The organism is Streptomyces sp. NPDC091272 (genome assembly GCF_044757485.1).
Taxonomy (GTDB): Bacteria; Actinomycetota; Actinomycetes; order Streptomycetales; family Streptomycetaceae; genus Streptomyces.
The window spans coordinates 53223-66872 of sequence record NZ_JBIVVC010000008.1; the positions used below are offsets into that span (position 1 = coordinate 53223).

Genomic DNA, 13650 nt, shown 5'->3' on the forward strand with positions numbered 1-13650 from the left:
CGTCCGGCGGTCGCCGCGGCGCACGTATGCTGCCCGAGAAGCCCCGTCCACCAGGCACAACAGGCACAGCGCTACAGAGGGAGACCCCCGTGAAGGTCGGCGTCATCGGGCTCGGAGACATCGCGCAGAAGGCCTACCTGCCGGTCTTCGCCACCCTGCCGGAGACCGAGCTGCACCTGCAGACCCGCACCCCCGCCAACCTGGCCCGGGTCGCGCGGACCCACCGGGTGCCGGCCGGGCAGACCCACACCACGCTCGACGGCCTGCTCGCGCAGGGTCTGGACGCCGCGTTCGTGCACGCGTCGACAGCCGCCCACCCCGAGATCGTCAGCCGGCTGATCGAGGCGGGCGTCCCCACGTACGTGGACAAGCCCCTCGCGTACGAACTGGCCGACTCGGTACGGCTGGTGGAGCTCGCCGAGGAGCGTGGTGTCAGCCTCGCGGTCGGCTTCAACCGGCGCCTCGCGCCGGCCTACGCCCAGTGTGCCGAGCACCCGCGCGAACTGATCCTGATGCAGAAGAACCGGGTCGGCCTGCCCGAGGACCCGCGCACCTTCGTCCTCGACGACTTCATCCACGTCGTCGACACGCTGCGCTTCCTGGCACCGGGCGAGATCGACCACGTCGACGTGCGGGCGAGGATCGTCGACGGGCTGCTGCACCACGTCGTCCTCCAGCTCTCCGGTGACGGCTTCACCGCCATCGGCACCATGAACCGCCTCTCCGGCTCCACCGAGGAGGTCCTCGAAGTGTCCGGGCAGGACACCAAGCGGCAGGTGTTCAACCTGGCCGAGGTCGTCGACCACAAGGGGCAGCCGAGCGTCAGGCGCCGCGGCGACTGGGTTCCGGTGGCCCGCCAGCGCGGCATCGAGCAGGCCGTCACCGGCTTCCTCGACGCCGTACGGGCACAGCGGTCCATCGGCGCACGGGACGCACTGGCGACCCACCAGCTGTGTGAGCAGGTGGTACGGAGGGCTCTGGAGCAGGCTTCCTGAAGCTGCGCACCGCCTCGGCCGCGAACAGCAGGGCCAGCACGCCCATCGCCAGGCAGAGCGCCCAGTCGCCGTACCTCGCGTACGGGGAGAGACCTCGCGCCAGCGGTACGTCGTAGACGGCGGCGGTGCTCTCGTCGGTGCCCAGCGGGGCGCCGAGCCGAGCACCGTCAGGGCCGTAGACGCTGCTCACCCCGGTGAGGGTGGCGTGCACGACGGGCCGCCCGGTCTCGGCGGCCCGCAGCGCGGCGAGCGAGGCGTGCTGGGCGGGCGCCCAGCTCTCCTGGAAGGTCGAGGTCGCGGACTGCGCGATCAGCAACTGGGCCCCGTCCCTGGCCAGCCGTCGGCTCATGTCGGGGAACGCGGACTCGAAGCAGACCAGCGGCCCGAGCCGCAGCCCGTTCGGCAGCGGCATCACCACGGGTGCGCTGCCGCGCATCCGGTCCTCACCCGCTGCCTTGCCGACCGAGGTCGCCCACCCGAGCAGGCTGCGGGCGGGCACGTACTCGCCGAACGGCACCAGCCGCATCTTGTCGTAACGCGCACCTGTCGGGCCCCGCGGCCCCACCAGCACGGAGGACTTGAAGATGCCGGGCCGGTCGGAGCGCCTCGCATCCACATTGACGAGGACGTCCGCGCCGACGAGGCGGGACAGGGCGGCGATCCGCGCCGCCACGTCCGGGCGGGCCGGCAGGTCCACGCCGACGCTGCTCTCGCCCCACACCACCAGGTCGACGCGCTGCCCGGCCAGCCTCCTGGTCAGCTCCTCGCCGCGGGCGAGCCGCTGCTCGGCGCTCCCGACGCCGTCGAAGACCCCCGGCTGCACGACGGCGACGCGGGCGGTGTGCGCGTGCTCGGGGCGCGGCGCCCACAGCCAGGCGGCCCCGGCCGTCAGCGCGCAGCCGAGGAGCGCCGCCGCGGCGGCCACCCGTACGTACGGCAGTGACACGAGCAGCACGACGGCGGTGTTCACCGCGACGACCAGCAGACTTACCAGCCACACCCCGCCCAGCGACGCCAGCCGGAGTGCGGCCGTGACGTCCCACTGGGAGGAGCCGAGCAGGCCCCACGGGCCGCCGAGACCTTCCCAGGACCGGGCGAGTTCGATCATCAGCCAGCCGGAGGGCAGCACGGCGACGGCGGCCAGTGCCCGCGGCACGGTCGGTCGGCCGCCGAGCAGGTTGCGCACCAGCCACCCCCACGGCAGCCACAGCAGACCCAGCAGCGCCGCCAGAACCACGGTGAACACGTGCAGACTCGGCACCAGCCAGTGGTGCACGGCCAGGACGAACCCGGTACCGCCCAGCCACCCGTCCAGCGCGGCCCGCCGCCCGGTGGGCGCGGAGCGGACCAGCAGCATCCACGGCACCAGGGCGAGATAGGCGAACCACCACAGGCCCGGCGCGGGAAAGACGAGCACGGGCAGTGCCCCGGCGAGAACCGCCGCGGCCCCGCGCCCCCACGCCGACCCGAGCGGGCGGCCCGGCCCGGCGGGCGACACCCAGTGCTTCGGCATCCCGCGCGCCTCCTCGCCACCGGAGTGATTGCCCCCAGTGTGGGGGAGCGGCGGGCGGGGGGACAGTGGGCGCCCGCCGGACCGCCGCTACGGGCGCCGGTACGCCCACAGCGGGCGCCCGCCGGACCGCGCCCACGCCCACGGTGGGCGTCCGCCGGCCGCTGCTACGGGGCGCCGGTACGCCGCCACTTCTCGTGCACGGTCACCCGGCGCACCCGCCACGCGCCGTCGTCGCGGCGCACCAGCCCGAAGGTGTAGCGCCCGCCGGTGACGAAGTTGGGCGCGCCTGCGTCGCCGTTCGTCCCGCCCGGCCGGTCCAGTCGCATCGGATTGAGGTAGTCCGCCTGGAGCACGGCGCTGTCCCCGGTGTACCCGTCGAGGTCCTCCAGCTCCAGGCGCCGGTTCACGATCAGGTGCTGGCGCACCGGGAACATCGACAGCATCTCGGCAAGCCATCCGGCGACCTCGCGCGCGGGGCCCTCGATGCCGCCGGCCGAGCGGTAGTCGGCGCGCCCGTCCGGGGTGAAGAGTGCCTGGTACGCCGTCCAGTCGCCGTCGTCGACGGCCACGGCGTAACCGGTGATCACCGCGTCGACGGCCAGCCGGTCCATTACGGTCGCGAGCTCCACACGCTGGGTCATCGGGTCAGTCTCGGGCAGCGGGGGCGCGGCGCCAAGGGCCCGTGGGGCACGAGTGCTCGCCGTGCGCCGGGACGCGGGCACTTCTACGATCGGCCGATACGTGCCATTCCATAATCAACCGGTCATTCGTGAGGTGCTGCTGTGGGTGTGCGTCGAACGGCCTCCGTCCTGCTGGCGACCGCGGTCACCTCGGCCGCCCTGGTCACCGGATGCGGTGACGGGACGACGAAACCCGACCCGATGCGCGACCAGCAGTACGCGCTGACCTCGCTGAAGCTGCCCGACGCCTGGGACAGGGCCAAGGGGGACGACACCGTCATCGCGGTCGTCGACACGGGCGTGGACCGCGGGCACCCCGACCTCAAGGGCCGGCTGGTCGACGGCTACGACTTCGTCGACAACGACAACGACCCCACCGACAAGAACGGCCACGGCACGCATGTCAGCGGCATCGCCGCCGCGGCGACCGACAACGGCGTCGGCATCGCGGGGGGCGCCCCCGACGCGAAGATCATGCCGGTACGGGTGCTGGGCGCGGACGGCAGCGGCAAGGACGCCGACATCGCCAAGGGCATCACCTGGGCCGCCGACCACGGTGCCCACGTCATCAACCTCTCGCTCGGTGAGTCCGGCCTGATGGCCCGCCTGCTCAAGGGCGGTGTCCTCAACTCGGCGATCGCGGCGGCGCACTCGAAGGGTGCGGTGGTGGTCGCGGCGGCCGGGAACGACGGCACGGCCCTCCAGCCGTACAAGCCGCGGACCCCCGTCCTGGTGGTCGGCGCGAGCGGCCCTGCGAACAGGCCCGCGGACTTCTCGAACTTCGGTGCCCAGGACGCGGTGAGCGCACCCGGCGTGAAGATCCTCTCGACGCTGCCGACGTACGCGACGAAGGAGTCGGCCAAGAACCGGACCGGGTACGGGACGCTGGACGGGACGTCGATGGCGGCGCCGTACGTATCGGCGGTGGCGGCCCTCCTGCACTCCCAGGACCGCAACCCCGACCAGATCATGGCGGCGATCAGGACGACCGCCAAGAACCCGCAGAAACTGCCGAAACTGGGGCTCGGGATCGTCGACGCGGCGGCGGCGGTGGGAACGGCGAAGTAGTGACGCGGACGGGGCGCCCGAGGCGGCCCTGGCGGGCCGCGGCTCGCTTCTCCGCCGCGGTCCCTGGGCGTGCCGCTCAGCTTCCGTGCGTCCCTCACGGGGGTGCTGCTCAGCGTCCGTCCGCCCCTCCCGGGCGTACCGCCCAGCTTCCGTGCGTCCCTCCCGTACCGCTCAGCTTCCCGCCGACTCGCCGGCGTGCGGGCTCAGGACGTCCGTGCCGACCAGGACGAACAGCAGGATGCCGAGGGCGATGCGGTAGTACACGAACGGCATGAAGCTCCGGGAGGAGATGAACCGCATGAACCACGCGATCACCGCGTACCCCACCCCGAAGGCGATCAGCGTGGCGAAGGCCGTCGGTCCCCACGAGACATGGCCCTCGCCCACGTCCTTCAGCTCGTACGCCCCCGAAGCCAGCACCGCGGGAATCGCCAGCAGGAACGAGTACCGCGCCGCCGACTCACGCGTGTAGCCCATCAGCAGACCGCCGCTGATGGTCGCGCCGGAGCGGGAGACGCCCGGGATCAGCGCCAACGCCTGACAGAACCCGTAGATCAGGCCGTCCTTGACGCCGAGGTCCTTGAGGGTCTTGCGGTGGTTGCCCGCCTGGTGGCGGGCCGAGCCCGCGTTCGCCTCCGCGCGCGCCGCGAGCCGGTCGGCGACGCCGAGCACGACACCCATCACGATCAGGGTGGTGGCGATCAGCCGCAGGTCGCGGAACGGGCCCTCGATCTGGTCCTTGAGCGTGACGCCGAGCACGCCGATCGGGATCGAGCCGACGATCACCAGCCAGCCGAGCTGCGCGTCGTGGTCACCGCGCATCGACTTGTCCCGCAGCGAGCGGAACCACGCGGAGACGATGGTCGCGATGTCCTTGCGGAAGTAGATGAGGACCGCGGCCTCAGTGCCGATCTGCGTGATCGCGGTGAACGCCGCCCCCGGGTCGTGCCAGCCGGCGAAGGCTGCCGTCAGGCGCAGATGTGCGCTCGACGAGACGGGCAGGAACTCGGTCAGCCCCTGGACCAGACCAAGAACAAAGGATTCGAACCAGCTCATATGGGGTGGCGCCGTCCCGGGTGTGCGCGCAGCACTGCGCCGCGCGGAGGGTGGGGTGAGTGGTGCGCAGCGTACCCGCGGGAGGTGTCCTGGGGGTGTTCAGCGGGCGACGGGCGTGGCTCGGTGTCGTGACCGGATGTTCATCTGCCCAGGCGAGGGCGGGTGTTCACTTGTTCGGCAGGGGGAAGGCCGAGGCCTTCACCAGTGAGTGCACCTTGCCGGCCGGACATGCTGCGCCCGCGCCCGGCGCCTCTCCGGGCGCCGGATCCTGCGCGCCCGGCCGCGTCCGTGCTGCCGTCCGCGGCCCGTCCGCCGCCGCGGACCGCTGCCCCGCGGAACGGCCGATCGAGTGGCGCTTGCGCCAAGCCACCACGACTCCCGCCACGCTCGACACCACGATGAAACCCGTGGAGATCAGGAACGCGGGGGACCGCGGCGACGAGGCCTCGCTGCCGGCTATGACGTACGCGAGGGTGTTGGGGATCGAACCGAGCCCGGTCGCCGACAGGAACGAGAGGTACCGCATCCGCGAAACGGCGGCGCAGTAGTTCGCGGCAGCGAAAGGCACCCCGGGGAACAGCCGGATCGCCAGCATCGACCGGAAGCCGTGCCGGCTCAGCACACCGTCGGCCGCCAGCAGCACCCGCCCCCGCAGCATCGGCCGCAGCGCGTCCTGGCCCAGCAGCCGGCCAAGACCGAAGGAGATGCCGGCGCCCAGTACCGTGCCGCCGATCGACGTGGTGAGGCCGAGGGCGGTGCCGAACAGCGCGCCCGCCGCCAGGTTGAGAATCGGCCGCGGGACGAAGGCCACCGTGCACAGTCCGTACGCCACCCCGAACAGCACGGCGGCCGTGACGCCGCCCAACTGTGGTGGCCAGCCGTCGGCCAGCATCTTCTGCGGTTCGTACAGCAGGACCGCCGTGGCCGCCGACGCCAGCACGACCGCGAGCAGCGCGAGCCGCGACCAGGGCGACATCAGCGCCCTCGCGCAGCGCACCGTGCGCGGTGTTTCCGTGCGGGCTGCCGTGGCCCGGGTGGCTTGGTCGAACATCCCGGGAGACTAACCGACATACGTGTGTGATCGCCGTAATGTGCCTCGCACCACCCCCTTGACCCGAACGGCTGAGGAGGACGGCGCCGGGCGCCTCTCCCGCTGGTTCGCGCCCGAGGCGGCGCGCCGGGCCCCGCGGAAAACCATTCGACCGATACGGGCGCACAGGGCAGGATCAGCCGCATGTTCCGGTACGCCTTCCTCACAGCGCAGCCCGCAGTCGCGGGCGCGCCGAAGGCTGCCGTCATCGAACTCCTCCCCGCGGCACACGCCGCGTTCCCCGCGGCAGCAGCTGCCGCAGCGCCCTTCGGCGGCGCCCGAAGCTGACCCTTCCCGCAGCGCGTCCGGCGGACCCCACACGGGGAGGGTCGGCCGGCCCAGGGGGTCCCGCACGCTTCGCAGTACTCCGCAGAGGAACGAAAAAGCCATGCCCAAGACGGCATACGTCCGCACCAAGCCGCACCTCAACATCGGCACCATGGGGCACGTCGACCACGGCAAGACCACCCTGACCGCCGCCATCACCAAGGTCCTCGCCGAGCGCGGCACCGGAAGCGGCACCAGCTACGTGCCCTTCGACCGGATCGACCGGGCGCCGGAGGAGGCCGCGCGCGGCATCACCATCAACATCGCCCACGTCGAGTACGAGACCGACACCCGCCACTACGCCCACGTGGACATGCCGGGCCACGCCGACTACGTCAAGAACATGGTCACCGGAGCGGCCCAGCTGGACGGCGCGATCCTCGTCGTGTCGGCGCTCGACGGCATCATGCCGCAGACCGCCGAGCACGTCCTGCTGGCCCGTCAGGTCGGCGTCGACCACATCGTCGTCGCCCTCAACAAGGCCGACGCCGGTGACGACGAGCTGACCGACCTGGTCGAGCTGGAGGTCCGCGAACTGCTGACCGCCAACGGCTACGGCGGCGACGCGGCGCCGGTGGTGCGGGTCTCCGGCCTCAAGGCGCTGGAGGGTGACCCCCGCTGGGTCGCGGCGATCGAGGCCCTGCTCGACGCGGTCGACACCTACGTGCCGATGCCCGAGCGGTACGTCGACGCGCCGTTCCTGCTGCCGGTGGAGAACGTCCTCACCATCACCGGGCGCGGCACCGTCGTCACCGGCGCGGTCGAGCGCGGCACGGTGCGGGTCGGCGACCGGGTGGAGGTGCTCGGCGCCGGGGTGGAGAGCGTGGTCTCCGGGCTGGAGACCTTCGGCAAGCCGATGGAGTCCGCCGAGGCCGGGGACAACGTGGCTCTGCTGCTGCGTGGCGTGCCGCGGGACGCCGTGCGCCGCGGGCACGTGGTCGTGGCGCCCGGCAGCGTGACGCCGGGCCGGAAGTTCCGCGCGCAGGTGTACGTGCTGTCCGCGCGCGAAGGAGGTCGCAGTACGGCGGTGGCCACCGGTTACCGGCCGCAGTTCTACATCCGTACCGGCGACGTCGTCGGTGACGTCGACCTCGGCGAGGCGGGTGTGGCCAGGCCGGGCGACACCGTCACCATGACGGTCGAGCTCGGCCGTCCCACCCCGCTGGAGCCGGGCCTCGGCTTCGCGATCCGCGAGGGTGGGCGCACCGTGGGCGCGGGCACGGTGACCGAGGTCGTCGGCTGACCCGTCCCGCGGCCGTCCCGATGTCCGGACGACCGGACGTCGGGACGGCGCTTTCCTAGGCCTCCTGCTGCCAGAGGTCCGAGCGGCGCAGCGAGTTGGAGCAGTGCAGGAAGATCTCGTCGATGTCCACGACCAGCGCCAGCTGCGGGCGCCGGCCCTTGACGGTGAGCAGGTCGAAGAACGGGGCGTCCGTCAGGATCCGGGCCCGGCCGTTGATACGCAGGATCTCGGAGCTGCCGGGCACCAGATGGAGGAGGCCCACGTGCGGGTTGCTCAGGACGTTGCGGAGGCTGTCGCTGCGCCGGTTTCCGGGACGGTCGGGCAGGACCACGGTCCGCGCGTCGAGCACGTGGACGAACCCGGGCGCGTCGCCGCGGGGGGAGGCGTCGCAATTGCCCTCGGCGTCCGAGGTGGAGAGCATGCAGAACGGGGAGCGGGCCAGTATCCCCAGGTCGTCCTCGTCAAGTTCGCCGTGCACCTTGTCGATGACGATGGGGTGCGGCGCGCCGAGCAGCTCGGTCAGCTCCTCACCGGACCCGAGCTCCCGCCAGAGGTGGGTCCGAGGCGAGTACTCGGAAGGCGGGGGCACGGGTGCGGATATCGCGGCATCAGGCACGGAGAACCTCAAAGTCGGCAGAATCAAGTGGCCAAAAGCAGATGTTAGGCTCACCTTACCGAAGTCGAAATGGGCAGCTGAGAGGCGCTCCCGGCGGAGCAAGGAGCGGTTGAAACCATGGCTGGGACCAGCCGAGCGGGCCAGGGCCCCGAAGGGCGAGGGCATTGAAGGGCCGAGCCCTGACGAAGTCCCCGGGCGGCGCACCCTCCACCGGTTCGACTCTCTCGGGGCCCGCGCGTGGCAGCCACGGAGCCCCGGCGCTGACGGCCGGACTTCTCGTACTGGCGGCGCTGCTGTTCGTCGCACTGTGGGCCAGCCTCATGGTCGGCGCCGGTGACGTGTCCCTCACCGACCTGCTGCCGGGAATCACCGATCCCGACCTGGCCGACAAGGGACAGCTGATCCTGCGCGAGGTACGGATTCCGCGCACGGTGTCCGGCCTGCTGGCGGGCGTCGCACTGGGCCTGGCAGGCACGGTCATGCAGGGAGTCGCCCGCAACCCGCTCGCCGACCCCGGAATCCTCGGAGTCAACTCAGGCGCCTCGGCCGCCGTGGTGTTCGCGCTCAGCATCCTGGGCCTCTCCGACCCCGGCCGGTACATCTGGTTCGGCTTCGCCGGAGCTCTGGTCGCCTCCCTGGTCGTGTACGGCATCGGCTCGATGGGCCGCGAGGGCGCCACCCCCGTCAAACTGGCCCTGGCCGGGGCCGCCACCAGCGCGGCGCTGCTCTCCCTGACCACCGCGATGCTGCTCACCGACTCGAAGTCGTTCGACCAGTACCGCTTCTGGCAGGTCGGCTCGCTCACCGGGCGCGACCCCGCCGTGCTCTGGCAGGCACTGCCCTTCCTCGTGGTGGGCACCGCCTTCGCGCTGCTCCTCGGCCCCCGGCTGAACGCCCTCTCGCTCGGCGACGACCTCGCCCGCGGCCTCGGCCAGCGGGTCGGGGCGGCCCGCGCGGCGTCGGCGCTCGCGGTGGTCCTCCTCTGCGGGGCGGCGACCGTCATCGTCGGCCCCATCGCGTTCGTCGGGCTCGTCGTGCCGCACGCCGCACGCATGTTCACCGGCCCCGACTACCGGTGGATCCTGCCCTACAGCGCCCTGCTCGCCCCGGTCCTGCTGCTCGCGGCGGACATCGTGGGGCGGGTGATCGCCCGGCCCGGAGAGGTCCAGGCGGGCATCCTGACCGCCGTGATCGGGGCGGTGCCCTTCGTCCTGCTGGTACGCCGCAGAAAGCTGGCCGAGCTGTGAGCGGGACGAACACGGACATGCGCGCCGTGGCCGTGCAGCGCCTGCACGCGGTGCGCCGGCGCGGACGGGCCCGCGTGGTCCTGGTGCAACTGGTGCTGCTCGTCGCCGTCGTCGCGGTGTTCTGCGCCGCGCTGAGCTTCGGCGACATGAACGTGCCGCTCGGCGACGTCGTCAAGGCACTGTTCGGCGGCGGCGACCGCAGCGCGCACTTCATCGTGGTGGAGCTGCGGCTGCCGCGCGTGGTGCTGGGGCTCCTCGTCGGCCTGGCCTTCGGACTCGCGGGCGCGCTGTTCCAGGCCCTGCTGCGCAACCCGCTGGCCAGCCCCGACGTGATCGGCATCAGCCAGGGAGCGAGTGCGGCGGCCGTGCTGGCCTCCCTCGGTTTCGCCGTCAGCGGTATCGGCCTGTCCGCAGCCGCGCTCGCGGGCGCGCTGGTCAGTGCCGCCCTCATCTACTCCGTCTCGCGGCGTGGCGGAGTGTCGGGACAGCGGTTCGTGCTGGTCGGCATCGGCATCGGGGCCGGGCTCTCCAGCATCACCTCGTACCTGCTGACGAACGCCCAGGTCGCCGATGCGCAGAAGGCGCTCGTGTGGCTGACCGGCAGTCTCAACGGCAGCTCCCTGGAGCAGGTGTGGCCGCTGCTCGGCGCCCTGGCGCTGCTGCTCCCGCTGACGGCGCTCGCCGCCCGCGACCTCGGGGCGATGCAGCTCGGCGACGACACCGCCGCGGGCCTTGGCACCCATGTGGGACGCAGCCGTCTCGCGCTGCTCGGCTGTGCGGTCGCCCTGGCGGGGGTTGCGACGGCGGCGGCGGGCCCTGTCGCGTTCGTGGCGTTCGTCTCCGCGCCGGTGGCCAGGCGGCTGGTGCCCGGCTCGGGAGCGGCGCTGGTACCCGCGGCCCTCACCGGCGCCCTCCTGGTGACCGCCGCCGACTTCGCCGCGCAGCACCTGCTGTGGTCCAGCCAGTTCCCGGTCGGCGTGGTGACCAGCCTGATCGGCGCCCCCTACCTGCTGTGGCTGCTGGCACGGGCCAACCGCACGGGGAGGGCCGGATGACCACGCCGCACGACCGGGACCTGACGGACGAGACCCGCGCACAGGCCCGCCCGGCCATGACTCACGAGCAGAAGGACACGCGCATGGGCGCCGGATCCACCCTCGGCACACGGGACATCCGCCTCGGCTACGACGGCCGCGAAGTGGTACGGGGACTGAGTCTGGACATCCCGCCCGGCCGCATCACCATGATCGTGGGTCCGAACGCCTGCGGGAAGTCGACGCTGCTGCGTGCCATGGCCCGGCTGCTGAACCCGGTCTCCGGCCAGGCACTGCTGGACGGCAGGGACATCCACTCGATGCCGACCCGCGAGGTGGCCGCCCGGCTGGGCATCCTGCCGCAGGCCCCCGTCGCACCGGACGGCATCACCGTGAGCGACCTCGTCGGCCGGGGCCGCTATCCGCACCAGGGCTGGTTCCGCCGTTGGACCCCCGAGGACGACGCGGCCGTCGCTGACGCGCTACTCGCCACGGACGTGCTCGAACTGGCCGGACGGCCGGTGGACGAACTCTCCGGCGGCCAGCGCCAGCGGGTCTGGATCGCCATGGCGCTGGCCCAGCGCACCGACATCCTGCTGCTCGACGAGCCGACCACCTACCTGGACGTGAGCCACCAGCTGGACGTGCTGGACCTCCTCGTCGACCTCAACGAGGAGCACGGCACCACCATCGCCGTCGTCCTGCACGACCTGAACCTGGCCTGCCGCTACGCCGACCACCTCGTCGCGATGCGGGACGGCCGGGTGATCGCCGAGGGGGTGCCGAAGGACGTCGTCACCGAAGAACTGGTGAACGAGGCCTTCGGGATGCGCTCGTCCCTGGTGCCCGACCCGGTGTCGGGCACCCCAATGATCGTTCCGATCGGCCGCCACCGCGTGGGCTGACCGGCACCGGGGGGAAGCACACGGAATATCCACCTCACACCTAGGCTGGCTGCACTTCATGGCTCATTCGCGTATGTCCTCCCTCGCCCGGCGTTCGGCCCGGTCCTCGCGGCGCAACTCCGTCGCCGCCGTGGTGGCCGCGCTCGCGCTCACCGGCTCCCTGGCCGCCTGCTCCTCGTCGTCGGACGACGGCGGTCCGGCCGCCTCCTCCGGGGACAAGGGCTTCCCCGTCAAGGTCGCCACCAAGTTCGGCGAGATCGAGGTCGACAAGAAGCCGCAGCGCGTCGTGGCGCTCGGCTGGGGCGACGCGGAGACCGCGCTCGCCCTCGGTGTCCAGCCGGTCGGCGCCAGTGACTGGCTCGCTTTCGGGGGCGAGGGCGTGGGCCCGTGGGCGAAGGGCCTCTACAACAAGAGCCCGGAGAAGATCGGCACGCTGGAGCCGGAGTTCGAGAAGATCGCCTCCCTCAAGCCGGACCTGATCCTGGACACCAAGTCCAGCGGCGACCAGAAGCGCTACGACACCCTGAGCAAGATCGCGCCCACCGTCGGCGTGCCCAAGGGCGGCGACCAGTACCTCACCAACTGGGAGACCCAGACCAAGATGGTCGCGGACGCTCTCGGTCTGCACGAGAAGGGCGCGGAGCTGATCGCGAAGACCGGGAAGAAGTTCAAGGACGCCACCGCGAAGCACCCCGAGTTCAAGGGGAAGACCGTCACCGCGGGCTCGCTCACCAGCGTCGGGTACGGCGCCTACGTCAAGGGCAGCGGCCGGGTGGACTTCCTGGAGCGCCTCGGCCTCAAGAACAACCCCGCCGTCGACGCCAAGGCGGGCAAGTCCTTCTCCGTCGAGGTCTCCCGGGAGAGCCTCGACATGCTCGACGCGGACCTGATGGTCATGGCGCCCATCGGTGTCGAGGCGTCGAAGATCAAGAACGACCCGCTGTACAAGGAGATCCCCGCGGTCAAGGCGGGCCACGACATCGTCTTCGACCCGAAGTCGGACCTCAGCACGGCCTTCGCCACCGACTCGGTCCTGTCCGTCTCGTACGCGCTGGACAAGGTGGTCCCGGAGTTCGCCGCGACCCTGAAGTGACGCACCGGGGGCGGGGCCGGTCCGCCTGCGGGAGAACACACCCCGCGCCCGACCGGCCGCTCAACTGCTCCTCCGTGCAAGGCGGTTGAAGCCGTTCTCACCCCGCCGCAGCTTGCGGCGGGGTGAACCCGCGGGGTGTGCCGGCCCCGGTTCGTAGAGGTTCCCCGCAGGCACGGTGATGCTTTCGGGTAACCCTTCTCCACAGTTGACGGTTACTCACAGTCTGTAGCCCGCCGCACCGGTATCCGTCCGGTGCCCCGCAGACTGGAGAACCTCCATGCGCCGTCTTCTCGCCGCCGGGCTCGCCACCGCCGCCGCCGTACTCGCGCTCGCCACTCCGGCCTCCGCGGCTCCGGCCGACAAGCCGCAGGTGCTGAGCGGCTGGACGCAGACCAGCGCGTCCAGCTACCAGTCCTGGGTCTCGGCGCGCGCCAACCAGGGCAACTGGTCGGCGTACGGCTTCGACTGGACGACCGACTACTGTTCCACGTCGCCCGACAACCCGTTCGGCTTCCCGTTCCAGACCTCGTGCGCCCGGCACGACTTCGGCTACCGCAACTACAAGGCGGCCGGCACGTTCAGCGCCAACAAGGCACGGATCGACGACGCCTTCTACGCGGACCTCAAGCGGGTCTGCTCCCAGTACTCGGGAGCGAAGAAGACCTCGTGCGACTCCACGGCCTGGACCTACTACCAGGCCGTGAAGATCCTCGGCCTCGGCGCCACCGAGAGATCCCTGGTCGGCTGACCCCGGCCGTGGCCCGGCTCCGCCCCCGCGCCAGG

The 13650-nt window shown here is 71.9% G+C and carries 14 protein-coding genes; 9 read left to right on the forward strand and 5 right to left on the reverse strand.

The window, feature by feature from the left end; translation table 11 throughout:
* The first annotated feature begins 89 nt into the window (after positions 1-89).
* Positions 90-995, forward strand: coding sequence for a Gfo/Idh/MocA family protein (locus ACIQM4_RS22435; RefSeq protein WP_401594335.1), 906 nt, complete (start codon positions 90-92; stop codon positions 993-995).
* Here the strand turns inward: ACIQM4_RS22435 and lnt are convergent.
* Together lnt and ACIQM4_RS22445 are read right to left on the reverse strand one after the other, a co-directional pair.
* The gene (gene lnt / locus ACIQM4_RS22440; RefSeq protein ID WP_401594338.1) at positions 880-2508 is read right to left on the reverse strand and encodes an apolipoprotein N-acyltransferase; all 1629 of its coding nucleotides are present in this window, start codon (positions 2506-2508) and stop codon (positions 880-882) included. The two genes, ACIQM4_RS22435 and lnt, sit on opposite strands and share 116 nt — an antisense overlap.
* Before the next feature lie 164 nt (positions 2509-2672).
* Positions 2673-3149, reverse strand: coding sequence for a nuclear transport factor 2 family protein (locus ACIQM4_RS22445; protein WP_401594341.1), 477 nt, complete (start codon positions 3147-3149; stop codon positions 2673-2675).
* A gap of 141 nt (positions 3150-3290) precedes the next feature.
* Here ACIQM4_RS22445 and ACIQM4_RS22450 point away from each other — a divergent pair, with 141 nt between their 5' ends.
* A complete protein-coding gene (locus tag ACIQM4_RS22450) occupies positions 3291-4256 on the forward strand; it encodes a S8 family peptidase (protein WP_401594344.1) in 966 nt (321 codons plus the stop codon).
* Between the two features lie 171 nt (positions 4257-4427).
* Here the strand turns inward: ACIQM4_RS22450 and ACIQM4_RS22455 are convergent, their stop codons facing one another.
* Positions 4428-5312, reverse strand: coding sequence for an undecaprenyl-diphosphate phosphatase (locus tag ACIQM4_RS22455; RefSeq protein WP_401594347.1), 885 nt, complete (start codon positions 5310-5312; stop codon positions 4428-4430).
* Positions 5313-5478: 166 nt separating this feature from the next.
* On the reverse strand, positions 5479-6363 hold the full coding sequence (locus ACIQM4_RS22460; RefSeq protein WP_401594350.1) for a TVP38/TMEM64 family protein: 885 nt from the start codon (positions 6361-6363) through the stop codon (positions 5479-5481).
* Positions 6364-6546: 183 nt separating this feature from the next.
* On the opposite strand from ACIQM4_RS22460, the gene ACIQM4_RS22465 reads away from it, so the two are divergent.
* Positions 6547-6690, forward strand: a complete 144-nt coding sequence (locus ACIQM4_RS22465) for a hypothetical protein (RefSeq protein ID WP_401594353.1) — start codon at positions 6547-6549, stop codon at positions 6688-6690.
* 100 nt (positions 6691-6790) lie between these two features.
* The gene (gene tuf, locus ACIQM4_RS22470; RefSeq protein WP_401594355.1) at positions 6791-7972 is read left to right on the forward strand and encodes an elongation factor Tu; all 1182 of its coding nucleotides are present in this window, start codon (positions 6791-6793) and stop codon (positions 7970-7972) included.
* 55 nt (positions 7973-8027) lie between these two features.
* On the opposite strand, the gene ACIQM4_RS22475 is transcribed toward tuf, so the two are convergent.
* Positions 8028-8561, reverse strand: a complete 534-nt coding sequence (locus ACIQM4_RS22475) for an MSMEG_1061 family FMN-dependent PPOX-type flavoprotein (RefSeq protein ID WP_401594357.1) — start codon at positions 8559-8561, stop codon at positions 8028-8030.
* Positions 8562-8848: 287 nt separating this feature from the next.
* On the opposite strand from ACIQM4_RS22475, the gene ACIQM4_RS22480 reads away from it, so the two are divergent.
* From ACIQM4_RS22480 to ACIQM4_RS22500, 5 genes are all read left to right on the forward strand, one after another.
* On the forward strand, positions 8849-9835 hold the full coding sequence (locus ACIQM4_RS22480; RefSeq protein ID WP_401595019.1) for a FecCD family ABC transporter permease: 987 nt from the start codon (positions 8849-8851) through the stop codon (positions 9833-9835).
* Between the two features lie 17 nt (positions 9836-9852).
* Positions 9853-10890, forward strand: a complete 1038-nt coding sequence (locus ACIQM4_RS22485) for a FecCD family ABC transporter permease (RefSeq protein WP_401595022.1) — start codon at positions 9853-9855, stop codon at positions 10888-10890.
* An 83-nt stretch (positions 10891-10973) separates the two neighbouring features.
* Entirely contained in the window at positions 10974-11774 is an 801-nt protein-coding gene (locus tag ACIQM4_RS22490) for an ABC transporter ATP-binding protein (protein ID WP_401595025.1), read from the forward strand.
* Between the two features lie 58 nt (positions 11775-11832).
* On the forward strand, positions 11833-12867 hold the full coding sequence (locus ACIQM4_RS22495) for an iron-siderophore ABC transporter substrate-binding protein (RefSeq protein ID WP_401594359.1): 1035 nt from the start codon (positions 11833-11835) through the stop codon (positions 12865-12867).
* 277 nt (positions 12868-13144) lie between these two features.
* Positions 13145-13615, forward strand: coding sequence for a phospholipase (locus tag ACIQM4_RS22500; RefSeq protein ID WP_401594362.1), 471 nt, complete (start codon positions 13145-13147; stop codon positions 13613-13615).
* The last annotated feature ends 35 nt before the right edge of the window (positions 13616-13650 follow it).